Genomic DNA, 14,471 nt, shown 5'->3' with positions numbered 1-14,471 from the left:
AAGCATGAAGTTGACCCTGCCCACCTGGCTGACGTTGTTGCGGATCGTGATGATCCCGGTGCTGGTGCTGGTGTTCTACCTGCCCTACACCTGGACCAACTTCGCTTCGGCGGCGATCTTCGGCCTGGCCGCGATCACCGACTGGCTCGATGGCTGGATCGCACGCCGTTACCAGCTGGAGTCGGCCTTCGGCGCCTTCCTCGACCCGGTCGCGGACAAGCTGATGGTGGCAGTGGCGCTGTTCCTGATCGTGCAGGGCCACCCGACGCCGTGGATGGCGTTCTGGGCGGCGGTCATCGTCGGCCGCGAGATCGCGGTGTCGGCGCTGCGCGAATGGATGGCCGAGCTGGGCCAGCGCGCGAAGGTGCGCGTGGCGATGATCGGCAAGGTCAAGACCACCGCGCAGATGGTCGCGCTGCTGTGCCTGCTGTATTCGGTGGCCCCGAACGTGCCGGTGGAAGACATCTGGATGGGCTGGCCGGTGTTCCACATCGGTGACTGGACTTTGGCGATTGCCGCCGTACTGACCCTGTGGTCGGGCCTGCAGTACCTGCACGCCGCCTGGCCGAGCCTGCGCGATGACGAGCGCGCCGCGCGCGAGCGTGCGCGGCAGAAGAAGCTGGGCAACTGACCCCATCGATGCGCGTATCCACGCATGGCGCGGATACGCGACGCCGGGCACCTCGTAGATCCTGAAAAAAGCGCTTGACGGCATCCTTGGAATAGGTAAAATTTCGCCTCCCAAGCGGGAATAGCTCAGTTGGTAGAGCGCAACCTTGCCAAGGTTGAGGTCGCGAGTTCGAGTCTCGTTTCCCGCTCCAGATTCAAGAAGGACGCTCCCGCAAGGGGGCGTTTTTCGTTTGCGTAGAACCCGCTTCATCCCCACTTCACCGTCACTCCTTCGCCTCACCACGCGGCAGTTCGAAGCTGCATCTCCGTTCCTCCAGGACGATGCAGCCATGCTCCACACTCCTTCCGCCTACGATCACGACGTGGTCATCGTCGGCGCCAGTTTTGCCGGTGCCGCCTGCGCACTGGCTGCTGCCCAGTACGGCCTGCGCGTCTGCGTGCTGGAACGCAAGGCCGACCCCGGCGAGCGCCTGCACACCACCGGCATCGTGGTGAAAGAGGCGATGGAGCAGACCTGGCTGGGGCGCATGCCCGAACATCTCGTGCAACGCGTCGCAAACGTGCGCCTGTATGCGCCGAATCTGCGCAGCGTGTTGCTGGCCGCGCCGGGCTATTACTTCCTCACCACCGATACGCCGAACCTGATGCGCTGGCTGGCCAGCGAGCTGCGCGCGAACGGTGTCGACCTGCGCCTGCAGCAGTCCTTCACCGATGCACATCGCAATGGTGACGGCTGGCTGGTGGATGGGGCGGGGCGATGTGCCTATCTGGTTGGCGCTGATGGCGCACGCTCACGTGTGGCACAGCGCACCGGGCTCGGCCAGGTGCGTGACAACCTCTACGGCGTCGAACGTGAGTTCGCCGGCCTGCATGTCGCGCAGGGCGACGCGCTGCATTGCTTCGTCAGCAAGCGCTACGCGCCGGGTTACATCGGCTGGGTCGCGCAGAATCCGACCGGCCTGCAGGTCGGGTTGGCGTTGCGTCATGACCCGCAACAGGTGCGGCCGCCGGATATTGAAGGTTTCCTCGGCCACGTGCGCGATGGGGTCGGCATTCCGCCTTCGGCGCGTCCCTCGGCCACCCGCGCCGGACTGGTGCCCTGCGGCCGGCCGGATGGGCCGATCACCGGCCAACGCGTGATCCTGACCGGCGACGCGGCGGGCATCGTCTCGCCGCTCTCCGCCGGGGGCATCCACTCCTCGTGGCGGCATGGCTGGGCGGTCGGCGAGGCGATGGCCCGCCATCTGCGTGGGCAAGGACCGGAAGCGGAACGGGTGGCGCGGCAGGTGGCTCCGGCGTTCCATGGCAAGCGCCTGCTGCGCTGGGCGATGGATCATCTGCAGGCCGATTGGCCGCTCGATGCACTGCTGCATACAGCGGCCATGCGCCGCATCGCCGAACAGGTCTACTTCCATCGCCGCGGGCTGCGCACGTGAAGGGAACAGGCAGGCGCGCCTGAACGCCATCCTTCACGTCACGTGAAAATTCCTGTTGACGCCGTGCATCAATATCGACACAATAGCGCTTCTTCGACGCAGGTCGAACGGAATCTGCGGGAATAGCTCAGTTGGTAGAGCGCAACCTTGCCAAGGTTGAGGTCGCGAGTTCGAGTCTCGTTTCCCGCTCCAGATTCAAGAAGAACGCTCCCGGAAGGGAGCGTTTTTCGTTTGTCACACTGGTTGCACCACCACCGCGCTGGCGTGCCTTGCCGGGCAGGGCGCTGCACCAGGTCCGGGCATTCTGCCGGTCGAAACCGGGGCAGCGGTTGTCCTGCGGGATGTAGACGTAGGGAACGTCATCCTCGTAGGTGAAGTGGTAGTAGTAGGTGCGGTCCTTCCCATACAACCAGTAGTTCGACGAGCCGTCGTTGATCGCATACGGCTCGAAGGTGAGGATCGAGGATTCGGCGGGAATGAAGTTGCTGCGCTCCATCAGTAGCAGCAGGGCGTTCGAGACCAGTGGGGTGGTCAGGACGAGCACGATCACACCGACAGTCGCTGTCGTGATCGAGCCAATCAGCAGCCAGCGGCGAGGGTGTTTCACGGTCGGGCAGCATCGAAGCAAGGAATTGCCGCAATGTGCAATACGCCGTGAAAGTCGTCCAGTGTTCCGTGCTGGGAACGCATTGAAAGCGTAGTGAAAGGCTGGGTCGGCGTTGCCTGAACCGCACGCGTGCTGTGACCTTTTTCGGACCATTTCTCCATGTTCGCTCCACAATCGCACGGTAGCCTTCATGCTCCTTCTACACGTTGGCGGGCTGGTGGTCAGGCGTATCACTTCAGTGGCAGTGCCCAGGACAGGGCGTGGACTCTCCCTGCAGGCAGTGCTGCGCCCCGGCGCGTTGTTGGCAACCCTGGCCTTGGCCGGTTGCATGTCGGTGTCCGTCCCGGACTTGCCTGATCGCACACCCAGCGCCTGGACCCAGGTGCCGCAGGGGCAGGGTGTGGCGGTGGACGCCAGGCAGTGGTGGAAGGTGCTGGCCGACCCGGCGCTGGACGGACTGGTGGACCAGGCCATCGCAGGCAACCTCGACCTGCAGCAGGCCACGCTGCGGCTGCAGGCCGTGCGGATCGTCGCCGGCACCTCCGACTCGCGTTTCCTGCCGGAAATCTCGGCCAGCGCCAAGCAGGTGCAGGACGCCGCCGCCGTCGATACCTACTTCCATGCCGGCATCGAAGCGATCTGGGACCTGGGCCTGTTCGGCGCCGCCGAAAGCGCGCAGCTGAGCGCGCAGGCCTCGGCCGGCAACGCCGAGGCGCTGCGCAATGCCGCACAGGTGGCGGTGATTGCCGACGTGGTGCGCAGCTATCTGGACCTGACCGTGGCACAGGCACAGCAGGACCTGCTGGCCCGGCAGCAGACCGTGGACGACCGCGGTGAACAACTGGCCCTGGTCCGCCATCGCCTGCGCCTGGATGAGCCCGGCGAGCTGGACCGCCTGCGTGCACGCCAGGCCGCCACCCGTGCCGCCATCGCACAGGCTCGGGAAAACGCCGACAACGCGGCTCGCGCGCTGGCATTGCTGCTGGGCCGTGACGGCCCGAATCCGGCCTGGCGCGCGTATCGCACGCCGCCGAAGCTGGGCACGTTCTCGCTGCAGCAGGTTCCCGCGGATCTGCTGCGCCATCGTCCGCAGATCCTGCTGGCCGAGTCGGAGGTGATGCAGGCTGCGGCCAGCAAGGGTTCGGCACGCGCCGCGATGTATCCGCGGGTCAGCCTTGGCGGCTCCATCCTGTATGCCTACAACCTTACCCAGAACGCCCGCTCCAATTCCGATTCCAGTCCGTCGATCGGCCCGTACGTCGATATTCCGCTGTGGGACTGGGGTCAACGCCGCGCGCGTTTTCAGGCCGATGAGAAGCAGCTGGACGCCGCATTGCTCGGTTACCGCAAGGCGGTGCTGGAAGGCGTGAGCGAAGTGGAAGGTGCGCTCGGCAGCCTGGCGCGCCAGGGCAGCAGCATCCAGTCGCTGCGTGTGGCCAATGATGCCGCCGACCAGCAGGTCAAGCGCCATGCGCGGCAGGTGCAGCTGGGTTTGTCCAGCGAGTTCGATGGGCTGGACACGCAGCGTGCGGCAATCGCCTCGCAGGCCGACCTGATCGGCGCGCAGGGTGCACGCGTGCTGGCCTTTGCGTCGCTCTACCGTGCCCTTGGCGGCGCACCGCTGCCGGTCGAGGGGGAGGGCGAGCAGCAATGATCGCGCTGGCCCGCAAGACCCTGGCCTATGAGTGGCGCCGGTTCCTGCCGGTGGTGCTGGCGATGTGTTTCGCCGGCGTGCTGCTGATCGTGCAGGCCGCACTGGTGCTGGGCATCTTCGGTACCGCCGCGATCTATGTGAAGGCATCGTCGGCCGACATCTGGGCCGGTTTCCCCGGCACCCAGAGTGTCAACTACGGTCATGCGATCAGCGCGGATGTGGAAAGCCACCTGCGCATGGATCCGGATGTCGCCCGCGTCGAACCCTACGAGTGGGTGGATGGCGAGTGGCGTTCCAGTGCGCAGGGCACCGGCAATGTGTCGGTGTACCTGTCCGGCATTTCCACCCGCGACGACGCGATGATGTTCGCGCGCATCCTGCCGGCCGATCTGCGCGCGCAGCTGCGCGAGCCGGGTGCGGTGATCGTCGACAGCGCCGATCTGGATACGCTCGGCGTGGACCTGCAGAACAACCGTGCCTGGATCAATGGCAAGGCCGTGCGCGTGGTTGCCGCGCAACCGGGCCTGCGTGGCCTGGGGGGCGTAAACGTGCTGGCCTCACTCGACACCGCGCGCGCCATCGCCGGTACCGACCCACATGAGGGCAGCACCTATTTCGTGGCGGGCCTGCGCTCGCCGGACCTGGCCGATCGCGTGCGTGACCGCTTGTCCGCGTCGATGGGCCGGGCCACGCCGGTCGAGTTCTGGACCGCGCCGGAGTTCGCCAGCCGCTCGCAGCAGTACTGGCTGTTCGATACCGGCGCCGGCATCGCGGTGTTGTTCATGGCCGTCATCGTCTGCTTCGTCGGCGCGGTGATCACCAACCAGTCGTTCGCCTCTGTGGTGGCCGGCTCGGTGCGTGAGTACGCCACGCTCAATGCACTCGGTGCAGGCCGCTATGCGCTGGCGCGGGTGGTGTTCGAGCAGGCATTGCTGATCGGCGGCGTGGGTATGTTGCTGGCGGCGGCCTTCAGCACCGTGGTGCTGTTGATCGCGCAGACCCAGCGCGTTCCGGTGCAGCTGACACCAATGGTGATCCTCGGCTGCGTGGCGCTGGTTGCGGTGATGGCCATGCTCTCCAGCATCATGGCGGTACGCAGTGTCGTCCGCTCCGATCCATCGTTGCTGCTGCGTTGAGGACCGGCCGATGACTTCCATACGCGCCGTCGCTCCGACTCTGCGGGCCGATGCACTGGAAAAGGGCTTCATGTCCGGCGACGTGCAGGTGCCGGTGCTGCGCGGGCTGTCGCTGGACATCTACCCCGGCGAGCTGACCCTGGTATCGGGCCCGTCGGGTTGCGGCAAGAGCACGCTGTTGTCGCTGCTGTCCGGCTTGTCCGCGCCCGATGGTGGCCGTGTGCACGCACTCGGCCAGGATGTGGGCCACATGAGCCGCAGCGAAGTGGAGCGTTTCCGCCTGCACCATGTCGGCTTCGTGTTCCAGGGCTTCAATCTGTTCCCGGCACTGACTGCGCTGGAGCAGGTGCAGCTGCCGCTGGGCTACCGCGGGATGAGCAATCGCGAAAGCGAGCCGCTGGCCCGCCGTGCGCTGGAAGAGGTTGGCCTGAGCCACCGCAGCCACATGCGACCGGCGCAGCTGTCCGGTGGTGAGAAGCAGCGCGTTGCTGTCGCCCGTGCCTTCGCCAAGTCGCCGACGCTGATCTTCGCCGACGAACCCACCAGCGCGCTGGACGCCGAGAACGGCCAGCGCGTGATCGACATCCTGCATCGCTACGCACGTGCGCATGGCGCCACCGTGCTGTGCGTGAGCCACGATCCGCGCCTGATCCGGCATGCCGATCGGGTGATCGCCATGGAAGACGGCATGGTCCGTGACGACCGCCGCCAGAACGAAACTGTAGAGTCCGCCCCATGACCAAGACGTCGCACCTGCTTCCCCTCAGCCTGGCCCTGTCGGCGGCATTGCTGCTCGGTGCCTGCTCCAGGGAGGCGCCCACCCCGGCATCTGCACCCTCAGGCAAGGCGGACACTGCCGTCGCCAGCAAGGTCGCCGTAGCGCGGGGCATCATTGACGTCGAAGGCGGGCTGATCGCACTGGCGCCGCCGGTGGATGGCTCGATCACTGCCGCACCGGTGAAGGAAGGTGCCACGGTGAAGAAGGGGCAGCTGCTGCTGTCGCTGGATGGCGCCCTGCTGCAGCAGGAAGTGGCAATGGCCACCGCCGATCTGGCGTTGGCCAATGACCGCCTGAAAGGCAGCCAAGCGCAGCTGCGCGAACTGGAGCGCAACGCCACCCGCCTGTCCACGGGCGCCAGCGAAGGTGTGTCCTCGAACCAGCAGGCCGACGCGGCCAAGCAGCAGTTGGCCGGTGTGCGCGCCGACGTCGACGTGGCCGGTGCGCAGGTCGACATGGCCCAACACAAGCTGGAACACGCCAGACTGAAACTGCAGCAGATGTCGTTGAGTGCACCGGAAGCCGGCACCGTGGTCGGCCAGGTACCGGGCCTTGGCGCATTCGTGCAGGCCGGCAAGCCGGCGATCTCGCTGTTGCCGGCGCGTCCGCTGCAGGTGCGTGCCGAACTGAGCGCCGCCTATGCCGATGCCGTGCAGGTGGGCATGAAGGCTACCGTCGTGCCGGACAGTGATGGCGCCGAGAACACCGGCACGCTGCCGCCGGCACGCGTGGTGCGCATCAGCCCGGTGTTCGCGCAGGCGCGCCTGCCTGAAGACGCAGGGCGTGGCGCGGCCAAGGTGGTGGAGTGCGTGCTGGAGTTCGACGGGCAAGCCAAGGCGCGCTTCGGCCAGCACGTGCGGGTGGAGTTCCTGAAGTAGGCCGGGCGTTGGGTGGGGCCGTCTATGGGCCCTTTCGATGCCTGAGTGCCCGCCACGCGCTCACCGCCGACACCGCGCACAGCGCCAGTAGCAGGCCCACGTCCAGCAGCAGCAACCACAGCAGGTGCATGCCATGCACCGGCGGCTGGTGCATGGCCGACAGCATCCACGGTACCGACCACGCCAGCAGCAGAACGAAGGCGATCAACAGGCGCAGCCACAGTCGTTTCAGTCTCCACGGCCGCACGATCAAGGCGGCCACCACCAGTTCAACCGTACCCAGCAACGCGAACACGATGACGGTGCTGGTCGGGTAGGGCAGCTCGGCGCCTTCCAGGTGATGCAGCAGCCAGTAGTCCGGGGTGAAGCCGGCATTGACCAGCGCGGCGATCAGCGCCAGCCATGTGAGCGCGACCAGCAGCCAGAACAGGCGGACGTAGCGTCTAGGCATCGGCGGTGCCCGTGGTGGTGGGCAAGTGGCTACGTGATGCATGGCGCACGGATATGGCGATCGCGGCCAGTGCCAGCAGGCCGGGCCCGACCGTGAAGTACAGCAGACGCAGCGGGTGGTTGTGCATCAGTGTCCAGGTTGCGAATGCCAAGGAAATGGCCAGCACCAGCAGCTTGGCGAAGAGCGGCCGCAGCACTGCGATCAGCGGCTGCGCGCCAATGAACATCCAGAACAGATAAAACTGGGCGATGCCCAGGCCGATGTCCCGATGGGAAGTGAAGCCGAAATGGTCGCGATACCCGTTCATTCCCAGTGGTATCAGTGCCCAGTACAGCAGGGCCACCAGCAGATGCAGCAGCAGGGCGATCAACAGGGGCGAGCCGCGAAGGAGCATGGGCGCAAGGGGCTGGGCGGGGCAGCGTACCTCAGTGCGGACGCCTGTGACCGCATGGTGTGAAGACTGTTGACGGCGTGAAGGAATTTGGACACAATAGCGCTCCTTCGACGCAGGTCGAACGGAATCTGCGGGAATAGCTCAGTTGGTAGAGCGCAACCTTGCCAAGGTTGAGGTCGCGAGTTCGAGTCTCGTTTCCCGCTCCAGATTCTACAGGGCCCCGGTAGGGGCCTTGTTTTTCTCTCGCCACGGCAAGGCGGGGCACGTTGAGCCACAAGGCTTTACGCGCAGTCAGAAAAGTGAAATTGCTGGTGTGTTTTCCGGATTTCCGGTAACATATCGGCTTACGCGGGAATAGCTCAGTTGGTAGAGCGCAACCTTGCCAAGGTTGAGGTCGCGAGTTCGAGTCTCGTTTCCCGCTCCATGTTCCGACAGGCCCCATCTTGGGGTTTTGTCTTGTCAGGGCTACGTTCCTGGCGCGCAGTACGTTGGCCTCATGGCAGAGTGGCTATGCACCGGATTGCAAATCCGTTTACAGCGGTTCGATTCCGCTTGAGGCCTCCAATTGAAAAGCCCTGACCTCGGTCAGGGCTTTTTGTTTGCCTGGATACCGGCACGCGCCCGGATCGATACCCGCTACAGCCGGGCCAGCGCCTGCACCGTGGCCTGCGTGAGCGGCTGGGGCAGAGCATCCAGCGCGAACCAGCCCAGCCCGGTCTGAACCCCCGGCTCCTGGATGGAGGCCTCGGCACCCGCAGCTGCCCGAGCCTCGAAGATCGGCGCGACCCAGTGCTGCGCGAGCGCAGGCTCGAAATGATCGGCCACGCACAGCAGGCGCAGCAGCGTCACTTCCAGCGCCGTTTCCTCGCGGATTTCGCGGACCACAGCGGCCTCCACCGTTTCCATCCAGTCGACTTTGCCGCCGGGCAGGCCCCAATGCCCGCGCTCCGGATCGCGTCCGCGCTGGATCAGCAGGATGCGGCCGTCGGCATCACGGACGACGGCGCCGCATCCAACGCGGGGAATCTGCAGTTCAGTCATGGCGGAGAAGGAGAATGAAAAAGGACGTTCCACATTCTTGCATGCACGCCGCATCAGTGGACCCGCGCTACGCTGGGCACCTGTGCATCAACAGCTTCACGAGGGTGTCGCATGCTCATCCGGCAACTCAGCGCTGAAGACGCCGAGATTCTCTGGCAAGCGCGGTTGCAGGCGCTTTGCGAGTCGCCTGCGGCGTTCCTGTCCACGCTGGCCGAGGCGCAGAATGACTCGGCGGAGGTGATGCGCGCCCAGCTTGCTGATCCCGGTACGCGCTACTTCGGCGCTTTCATCGACGGCATGCTTGCGGGCTTCCTGCGTTATGTACGCCCGATGCGAATGGCGCGACGGCATACGGCGGAAGTGCACAGTGTCCACGTGGGCACCGACCATCGTGGCCAGCGTGTCGCCCGCCAGCTTCTTCTTGCAGCGTTCGCGGCTGCGCGCGCGGAAGGCATTGAATCGCTCTCCCTCACGGTGCTGGCGGACAATACTGCCGCGCGCGCGCTGTATGAATCGCTGGGCTTCAGCGTAATTGGCACAGAGCCGCGGGCAGTCAAACGCGCGGGCAGCTACGCGGATATCGTCTCGTACTGGATCTCGCTGCACTGACGGTGAAATGTTGCCGCGGGTACGGTCATGTTTCCGTGGCACGATGAGGCTGCGCACATGTTCCAGGAAGACAGGGCAATGCACGTTCAGGTATCCAGCAGGGAGCGCGTGACGACGGATCACCGTCACCAAGCGGAGGATCTGCTCCGCGAGGCGTTCCCGGACATGCAGGGCGACGGCTATACCATCCCAGGGCCGGTCGCTCTGGTCCTGGCGATGGAAGGTGATCAGGTGGTCTCCCACCTCGCACTGTACGAACGCAACGTATTGCTGGACGGCGAGCCGGAACGCATAGGCTTGATCGGCGGCGTGGTGGTGCGCGTTGACGTTCGCAGGAAGGGCATCGCGTCACGCTTGATCGAAGCTGCGCACGCCGAGTTGCGCCAACGCGGTATCGATTTCGCCGTGCTGTTCGCCCTGGATCATCGGCACTACGCCTCTGCGGGCTATGTGCCAATGCAGAACGAGACCTGCTTCATCGAAGACGGTCACGCGCGCCGTTTCGTCTATCGAGGCGGCATGGTGGCCGCGCTGGGGGAGCGCCGCTGGACCACGGCCTTGCTCGATCTGCAGGGCGAAACGGTCTAGAGAGCTAGACAGAAGCCCCCACGGGCGTCTCCGCGCGGAAGTTGCGCCCGACCGGTTCGCTTACGCCCAGGTAGTGGCGGAACAGGTAGATCAGCGGTTTCCAGTGCGCAACGTCGATGTGCTGGGTGCCCGCCACGGTGATCGCTTCGTGCGCATGCACGCAACGGATCCGTCCCTCAACGATCACGAAGCCCTGGCCGTCATCCTCGCCGGGCGGGTGCATCGCCATCACGCTGACTTCCACCTGCAGCGGGCACTCGGCAATCGCCTCTGGCGCGACGTGGGTGGAGGCGACTGCACTGAATCCACCCAGCGCGAACTTGTCGCGCACGTGCATGTAGCCCATCGCCTGTTTGGCAGCGGGCACCGGATCGCAGCCTGTCGCCCGCGCGATGGCCTCGACCTGTGCGGCCTGCGCGGATGAGGGGAAGTTCAGTACGCACTCGTTGCGCAACTGCAGGTTGCGATAGCCCTGACCCTGCACGCCGAGGCCCAGCACCACCCGGTTGCCCAAGGCCCAGAATGAAGACAACGGACTGATGTTGCTGCTGCCATCGTCGTTCAGCGTGGTCATCAGCAGCACCGGTGTGCCGGGATACAGGACCGAAGGGGTGATGCGGCGGCGGGGGATCGGAGCGGCTTTCACGGCAGGCCTTGCGCTATCGGGGTGTCCACTGTGCCGTGGCAGCGGGTGCCGATGCTTCGGCCTGCATCGAACTGTCGGCGCGCAACGGCGTGCCACAATGCGGGCATGGTCCACACCTCCGGTTCCCTTGTCAGCGTCGGTGCCCTGGTCGGTGACCAGGCGCGCGCGGCCATGCTGCTGCAGCTGATGGATGGGCGTGCGTATACCGCGACGGAGCTGGCTCGTGTGGCCGGAGTGACACCGCAGACGGCGAGCACGCATCTGCGCAGGCTGATTGAGGGCGATCTGCTGGTCGCCGTCGCGCAGGGGCGACACCGCTACCACCGGCTGGCCTCGCACGAGGTTGCCGACATGCTGGAGGGCATCCTGCGCGTTGCCGACCGCACGCCGTCCTGCACGGTTTCCGCATCACGCAGCATGCCGGCGTTGCGTCAGGCGCGGAGCTGCTATCGGCATCTGGCTGGCGTGCACGCAGTGGCGATCACCGACCGCTTGCTGGGGGCAGGACACCTGGTCCCGCACGAGGGGCATTGGCAGGTGAGTGTGGAGGGCGTAGCGTTCCTGCGGGAGCTCGGCCAGCCGCTGACTGAACTGTTGCGGCTTCCGGTGACGGTCAAGCCTGCACGCTATTGCCGAGGATGCCTGGATTGCACCGAGCGGCGCCCGCATCTGGCCGGGCTGGTCGGCGAGGCGATGCTGGACAGCTTCGTGAAGAACGATTGGCTTCGGCGGATTGAGGGCCGACGCGAACTGCGGCTGACGCAGCCGGGGCGGGAAGCACTGTGGAAGCGGTTCGGCCTGGCGACATAAGTGCCCTGCCAGTCTCATTCGCCCACGACATGGCAAGGCGCTATGGTCGAGTTCCAAGTCTTAGGGAGCTGCAATGGCGAGCAAGGACATGAACGATCGCGGCACGCTGGCGGTACGCCGGCAATGAGCAAATCTTCTGTGGAAGTACGTTGGCTGACGTTCCGGCTGATGAACGGCCAGTCGATTGGACCGGATCGACTGAAGGATGGATGGGTGATTGCTTCGCAGACCCGCCACTGCGGGGTGCGCCGCGAGTCCATCGAAGGCGCGGGCGTGGTTTACGCGCTGTATGCACCGGCCAACCTCGCCTCACCGCGGCGCGCGGAGATGCGCATGCGCGAATTCCTGATGAGCTCCGGCTACACCTTCACCATGGGCACACTGGGCGGCTGACGCCGCCCGCTGGGATCACGGGCGCACGGTCAGTGCCTGGCCGAGCATGCCGATCGGACCGCGTGCATCGTGCAGCACGGTGCTGGTCAAGCCGAGACCCTGGTGGCCAAACGACACCGACGTGTCGAAGCCCAGCCACTCGCCTTCGGGCATGCCGAACAGGTGAGCGGTCAGATCGAGGTTGGGGAAGGCGACCTCCTTCGGATCGGCGCGCACGGCCATGCCATTGGACAGATCGAACAGGGTGGCGGCACGGGCCAGTGGACTGACCGGCTCGCCGTCCAGCAGCGCATGCTTCGCGCGCGCCCAGTAGGTGGCACGGCCTGGCCCCTGATCGTGCCGGCGGATCTCTACGCTCTTGATGAATCCGCCTGGCCAGACCGTACCTGGATCCCATGCGGGCATTGATTCCGGCGCTGCAATGACAGCGATCGGCGTGCCGGCGATGGCCTGCGTATCGTTCGGGCGCATCAACCATGCACGCACGCGCAGCGCCGGGCGATCGTCATGACGCAGCGTAGCTTCGACCAGTTCGATGGTGCGACCAGCGCGCAGCACCTGTACGTCGGTCTCCATCGCTTCGATCGGAATGGTGCCAAGGATGTCGTAGGACAGGCGTGCGATCAGGAAACCGTGCCCGCGCGCTGCGGCGTCGCGTTCCAGGTGGTGCGCCAGCAGTCCGATCGCAGGTGCGGTGTGTTGTTCGCGGATGTTCCAGGCGCCGCCAGTGTGTTCGGTCGGCAGGTAGCGGGTGTCGCTCAGTCGTTCGAAGAAGGCCATCTTATGCGTTGTGTCAGCAGGGAAGGGCGGCGGCAGGCATTGCACCGATCCCTGCATCGTAAGCGTTTGGCCGCATGGCGGGCTGAGCCGGCCCCCGAAGGAGCCGGCAGGACACCGGTCAGGGCGACGGGCAGTCCATTTCACGGCACAGCTTGTACTCGGCCAGACACTGCTCGGAGGTCTTTCCCAATGGCCCCTGGGTTGCACGCAGGCACTGTTCGTACCTCAGGGTGCAGAACTCGCAGGAGTCTGCGGCGAAGGCCAGGCCGGTCACGGCCATGCCAAGGAGCATCACGGTCTTCAAGGTCGTCTTGATCATCACGTCAGTCCTTTGTGTGCCCGTCAATGGGCCGGGCCACCATAGCAGCACTTGCTGGATGATCCTGATGCGCTGCGGCACGCGGTGGTCTCAGTGCTGTACCGCCTTCAAGGCGTCGACCACCTGTGCTTCCGAAAAGCCACAATGCCCTTCGCCCACTGGCGGCAGCACGCGCGGCAATGGTCGCGCGCCAGCCCGTGCGGCCATCTGCGGATACACCGCCTGCATGTGCGGCACGATGGTGGGGTCGTTGTGGTTGAACTGGATCGCCAGCGGTCGCTTCACCGCGCCGGTCAATGCGAGCGCATTGCGGACATGCGCCTGCGCCGCAGGCACGGGATCGATGCGTTGCACGCCGGCATTGAACGCGGCGTCGTCACCGAATCCGCTGTACATCACACCAAGGTTGCCGACCGGCATGCCGCCGCTGCGCGTGGCCAGTTCATGCAGGACCAGTGCGTGCAGGCTGATCGTGCCGGCCAGTGCATCAGCGGAGACCTGCAGCCGCTGCGCCAGCAATGCAGCGTGCAACGGATCGTGTTGCAGAGCATTGGCGATGCCCTGGTACAGCTCACCCTGCGGCAGCATGGCGGCTTCGCGCGATACCAACCCGGTGCCCGGTAGCCCCTCCGCCTTGGGGAAGAAGTAATCGAATGCGACCAGCGTGGTCAGCAGATCGGTCGCGATCTGTTCGCCACTGAGATTGGCGCCGCATAGCGACACACCACCGGCGTAGTGTTGCGGGAAGCGCTCGAGGCTGCCAATGGTCACGGCACCGCCCATCGAGAATCCCAGCATCCAGGTGTGGCGTACATGCTTGAGTTCAGCCACTACCTGCTGGCGCAGGCGTTCCGTATCGGTGATCGCATCGGCCACCGCCCAGCCCTGGCTGGCATAGGCACTCTGCGCGACCGCGTAACCTGCTGCCAATAGTGGCGCAGTGCTGTCATTGGCCGCCATGGGTACGGTGCGCGGCACGCCGACCGGTTCATAGCCATGGGCCAGCATCACCAGCTCGCCATTCCAGTTCGCTGGCACATCCAGCCGCCAGGGCGCGCCCTGCAGTTCGCCGCTGAGCATGCGTGCCGCCGTCGGCGGTGCAGCCAGCGATGTCATCCAGGGCAGCAGGCAGAGGGCAACAGCGCATCGAAGCAAGGGACGCATCGGGGTCATTCCATGCGGGAATGGCGCCGAGCATAGATCCCCGAACCACCTTGCGCGCGCTGCACTGCCGCAGGGCATTGCCGGCCGACCGTGCTGCGCTCTACGCTGGCGGCATGGCCCTGCACAGCACCGCGTCGATTATCCGCATTCCCCACGG

The 14,471-nt window shown here is 65.6% G+C and carries 17 protein-coding genes and 5 tRNA genes; 15 read left to right on the top strand and 7 right to left on the bottom strand.

Annotated elements, in window-relative coordinates; all coding sequences use genetic code 11:
- Positions 1 to 4: 4 nt before the first annotated feature.
- The 8 genes from pgsA to N5D45_RS09530 all read left to right on the top strand — a co-directional run bounded on the left by pgsA (position 5) and on the right by N5D45_RS09530 (position 7,119).
- Complete coding sequence (gene pgsA / locus N5D45_RS09565; protein ID WP_012510614.1) at positions 5 to 631, top strand: CDP-diacylglycerol--glycerol-3-phosphate 3-phosphatidyltransferase; 627 nt, start codon at positions 5 to 7, stop codon at positions 629 to 631.
- Positions 632 to 745: 114 nt separating this feature from the next.
- Positions 746 to 821 (top strand) — tRNA-Gly (locus tag N5D45_RS09560).
- Between the two features lie 138 nt (positions 822 to 959).
- Positions 960 to 2,066, top strand: a complete 1,107-nt coding sequence (locus tag N5D45_RS09555) for an NAD(P)/FAD-dependent oxidoreductase (protein ID WP_197656378.1) — start codon at positions 960 to 962, stop codon at positions 2,064 to 2,066.
- A 116-nt stretch (positions 2,067 to 2,182) separates the two neighbouring features.
- Positions 2,183 to 2,258, top strand: a tRNA-Gly gene (locus N5D45_RS09550).
- A 605-nt stretch (positions 2,259 to 2,863) separates the two neighbouring features.
- Positions 2,864 to 4,327 (top strand): efflux transporter outer membrane subunit, encoded by a 1,464-nt coding sequence (locus N5D45_RS09545; protein ID WP_197656387.1) that lies wholly within the window; start codon positions 2,864 to 2,866, stop codon positions 4,325 to 4,327.
- Complete coding sequence (locus tag N5D45_RS09540) at positions 4,324 to 5,463, top strand: ABC transporter permease (protein ID WP_049455304.1); 1,140 nt, start codon at positions 4,324 to 4,326, stop codon at positions 5,461 to 5,463. The genes N5D45_RS09545 and N5D45_RS09540 overlap by 4 nt, the downstream gene beginning before the upstream one ends.
- A gap of 10 nt (positions 5,464 to 5,473) precedes the next feature.
- Entirely contained in the window at positions 5,474 to 6,202 is a 729-nt protein-coding gene (locus N5D45_RS09535; protein ID WP_197656388.1) for an ABC transporter ATP-binding protein, read from the top strand.
- Positions 6,199 to 7,119 carry an HlyD family efflux transporter periplasmic adaptor subunit gene (locus N5D45_RS09530; RefSeq protein WP_197656389.1) on the top strand — a complete coding sequence of 307 codons (921 nt, stop codon included), beginning with the start codon at positions 6,199 to 6,201 and terminating at the stop codon, positions 7,117 to 7,119. The genes N5D45_RS09535 and N5D45_RS09530 overlap by 4 nt, the downstream gene beginning before the upstream one ends.
- Positions 7,120 to 7,141: 22 nt before the next feature.
- Here N5D45_RS09530 and N5D45_RS09525 read toward each other — a convergent pair whose 3' ends face one another.
- Together N5D45_RS09525 and N5D45_RS09520 are read right to left on the bottom strand one after the other, a co-directional pair.
- Complete coding sequence (locus N5D45_RS09525) at positions 7,142 to 7,570, bottom strand: hypothetical protein (RefSeq protein ID WP_010486062.1); 429 nt, start codon at positions 7,568 to 7,570, stop codon at positions 7,142 to 7,144.
- Positions 7,563 to 7,964: a hypothetical protein gene (locus tag N5D45_RS09520; RefSeq protein ID WP_057503605.1), complete on the bottom strand. Its 402-nt coding sequence runs from the start codon at positions 7,962 to 7,964 to the stop codon at positions 7,563 to 7,565. The genes N5D45_RS09525 and N5D45_RS09520 overlap by 8 nt, the downstream gene beginning before the upstream one ends.
- A gap of 130 nt (positions 7,965 to 8,094) precedes the next feature.
- Here N5D45_RS09520 and N5D45_RS09515 point away from each other — a divergent pair.
- The 3 genes from N5D45_RS09515 (at position 8,095) to N5D45_RS09505 (ending at position 8,528) form a co-directional block, all read left to right on the top strand.
- Positions 8,095 to 8,170 (top strand) — tRNA-Gly (locus tag N5D45_RS09515).
- A 142-nt stretch (positions 8,171 to 8,312) separates the two neighbouring features.
- Positions 8,313 to 8,388 (top strand) — tRNA-Gly (locus N5D45_RS09510).
- A 66-nt stretch (positions 8,389 to 8,454) separates the two neighbouring features.
- Positions 8,455 to 8,528 (top strand) — tRNA-Cys (locus tag N5D45_RS09505).
- Positions 8,529 to 8,600: 72 nt separating this feature from the next.
- On the opposite strand, the gene N5D45_RS09500 is transcribed toward N5D45_RS09505, so the two are convergent.
- Positions 8,601 to 9,059: an NUDIX domain-containing protein gene (locus N5D45_RS09500; protein ID WP_029380061.1), complete on the bottom strand. Its 459-nt coding sequence runs from the start codon at positions 9,057 to 9,059 to the stop codon at positions 8,601 to 8,603.
- Between the two features lie 57 nt (positions 9,060 to 9,116).
- Between N5D45_RS09500 and N5D45_RS09495 the strand changes: the two genes are divergently transcribed.
- Together N5D45_RS09495 and N5D45_RS09490 are read left to right on the top strand one after the other, a co-directional pair.
- Positions 9,117 to 9,614 (top strand): GNAT family N-acetyltransferase, encoded by a 498-nt coding sequence (locus N5D45_RS09495; protein ID WP_057503606.1) that lies wholly within the window; start codon positions 9,117 to 9,119, stop codon positions 9,612 to 9,614.
- 57 nt (positions 9,615 to 9,671) lie between these two features.
- Entirely contained in the window at positions 9,672 to 10,202 is a 531-nt protein-coding gene (locus N5D45_RS09490) for a GNAT family N-acetyltransferase (RefSeq protein WP_279938820.1), read from the top strand.
- Positions 10,203 to 10,206: 4 nt separating this feature from the next.
- On the opposite strand, the gene N5D45_RS09485 is transcribed toward N5D45_RS09490, so the two are convergent.
- Complete coding sequence (locus N5D45_RS09485; protein ID WP_057503608.1) at positions 10,207 to 10,848, bottom strand: flavin reductase; 642 nt, start codon at positions 10,846 to 10,848, stop codon at positions 10,207 to 10,209.
- Between the two features lie 105 nt (positions 10,849 to 10,953).
- Here N5D45_RS09485 and N5D45_RS09480 point away from each other — a divergent pair, with 105 nt between their 5' ends.
- Together N5D45_RS09480 and N5D45_RS09475 are read left to right on the top strand one after the other, a co-directional pair.
- Entirely contained in the window at positions 10,954 to 11,658 is a 705-nt protein-coding gene (locus N5D45_RS09480) for a winged helix-turn-helix domain-containing protein (protein ID WP_197656390.1), read from the top strand.
- Positions 11,659 to 11,781: 123 nt separating this feature from the next.
- On the top strand, positions 11,782 to 12,051 hold the full coding sequence (locus N5D45_RS09475; RefSeq protein WP_197656391.1) for a hypothetical protein: 270 nt from the start codon (positions 11,782 to 11,784) through the stop codon (positions 12,049 to 12,051).
- Positions 12,052 to 12,066: 15 nt separating this feature from the next.
- On the opposite strand, the gene N5D45_RS09470 is transcribed toward N5D45_RS09475, so the two are convergent.
- The 3 genes from N5D45_RS09470 to N5D45_RS09460 all read right to left on the bottom strand — a co-directional run bounded on the left by N5D45_RS09470 (position 12,067) and on the right by N5D45_RS09460 (position 14,314).
- Entirely contained in the window at positions 12,067 to 12,831 is a 765-nt protein-coding gene (locus tag N5D45_RS09470) for a thioesterase family protein (protein WP_279938818.1), read from the bottom strand.
- A 118-nt stretch (positions 12,832 to 12,949) separates the two neighbouring features.
- Entirely contained in the window at positions 12,950 to 13,150 is a 201-nt protein-coding gene (locus N5D45_RS09465; protein ID WP_197656392.1) for a hypothetical protein, read from the bottom strand.
- 90 nt (positions 13,151 to 13,240) lie between these two features.
- Positions 13,241 to 14,314 (bottom strand): hypothetical protein, encoded by a 1,074-nt coding sequence (locus N5D45_RS09460; protein WP_057503611.1) that lies wholly within the window; start codon positions 14,312 to 14,314, stop codon positions 13,241 to 13,243.
- Between the last annotated feature and the right edge of the window lie 157 nt (positions 14,315 to 14,471).

The sequence above is a fragment of the Stenotrophomonas sp. GD03819 genome, assembly GCF_029841665.1.
In the GTDB taxonomy this organism is placed as follows: domain Bacteria; phylum Pseudomonadota; class Gammaproteobacteria; order Xanthomonadales; family Xanthomonadaceae; genus Stenotrophomonas; species Stenotrophomonas geniculata.
The sequence above is the reverse complement of the archived record's forward strand: the minus strand, read 5'-3'. Positions and strand labels throughout refer to the sequence as shown.

Bases quoted from the DNA above. Each gene is read 5' to 3' on its own strand.
- pgsA (WP_012510614.1), top strand. From the start codon at position 5: ATGAAGTTGACCCTGCCCACCTGGCTGACGTTGTTGCGGATCGTGATG.
- N5D45_RS09555 (WP_197656378.1), top strand. From the start codon at position 960: ATGCTCCACACTCCTTCCGCCTACGATCACGACGTGGTCATCGTCGGC.
- N5D45_RS09545 (WP_197656387.1), top strand. From the start codon at position 2,864: ATGCTCCTTCTACACGTTGGCGGGCTGGTGGTCAGGCGTATCACTTCA.
- N5D45_RS09540 (WP_049455304.1), top strand. From the start codon at position 4,324: ATGATCGCGCTGGCCCGCAAGACCCTGGCCTATGAGTGGCGCCGGTTC.
- N5D45_RS09535 (WP_197656388.1), top strand. From the start codon at position 5,474: ATGACTTCCATACGCGCCGTCGCTCCGACTCTGCGGGCCGATGCACTG.
- N5D45_RS09530 (WP_197656389.1), top strand. From the start codon at position 6,199: ATGACCAAGACGTCGCACCTGCTTCCCCTCAGCCTGGCCCTGTCGGCG.
- N5D45_RS09525 (WP_010486062.1), bottom strand. From the start codon at position 7,570: ATGCCTAGACGCTACGTCCGCCTGTTCTGGCTGCTGGTCGCGCTCACA.
- N5D45_RS09520 (WP_057503605.1), bottom strand. From the start codon at position 7,964: ATGCTCCTTCGCGGCTCGCCCCTGTTGATCGCCCTGCTGCTGCATCTG.
- N5D45_RS09500 (WP_029380061.1), bottom strand. From the start codon at position 9,059: ATGCGGCGTGCATGCAAGAATGTGGAACGTCCTTTTTCATTCTCCTTC.
- N5D45_RS09495 (WP_057503606.1), top strand. From the start codon at position 9,117: ATGCTCATCCGGCAACTCAGCGCTGAAGACGCCGAGATTCTCTGGCAA.
- N5D45_RS09490 (WP_279938820.1), top strand. From the start codon at position 9,672: ATGTTCCAGGAAGACAGGGCAATGCACGTTCAGGTATCCAGCAGGGAG.
- N5D45_RS09480 (WP_197656390.1), top strand. From the start codon at position 10,954: ATGGTCCACACCTCCGGTTCCCTTGTCAGCGTCGGTGCCCTGGTCGGT.
- N5D45_RS09475 (WP_197656391.1), top strand. From the start codon at position 11,782: ATGAGCAAATCTTCTGTGGAAGTACGTTGGCTGACGTTCCGGCTGATG.
- N5D45_RS09470 (WP_279938818.1), bottom strand. From the start codon at position 12,831: ATGGCCTTCTTCGAACGACTGAGCGACACCCGCTACCTGCCGACCGAA.
- N5D45_RS09465 (WP_197656392.1), bottom strand. From the start codon at position 13,150: ATGATCAAGACGACCTTGAAGACCGTGATGCTCCTTGGCATGGCCGTG.
- N5D45_RS09460 (WP_057503611.1), bottom strand. From the start codon at position 14,314: ATGCGTCCCTTGCTTCGATGCGCTGTTGCCCTCTGCCTGCTGCCCTGG.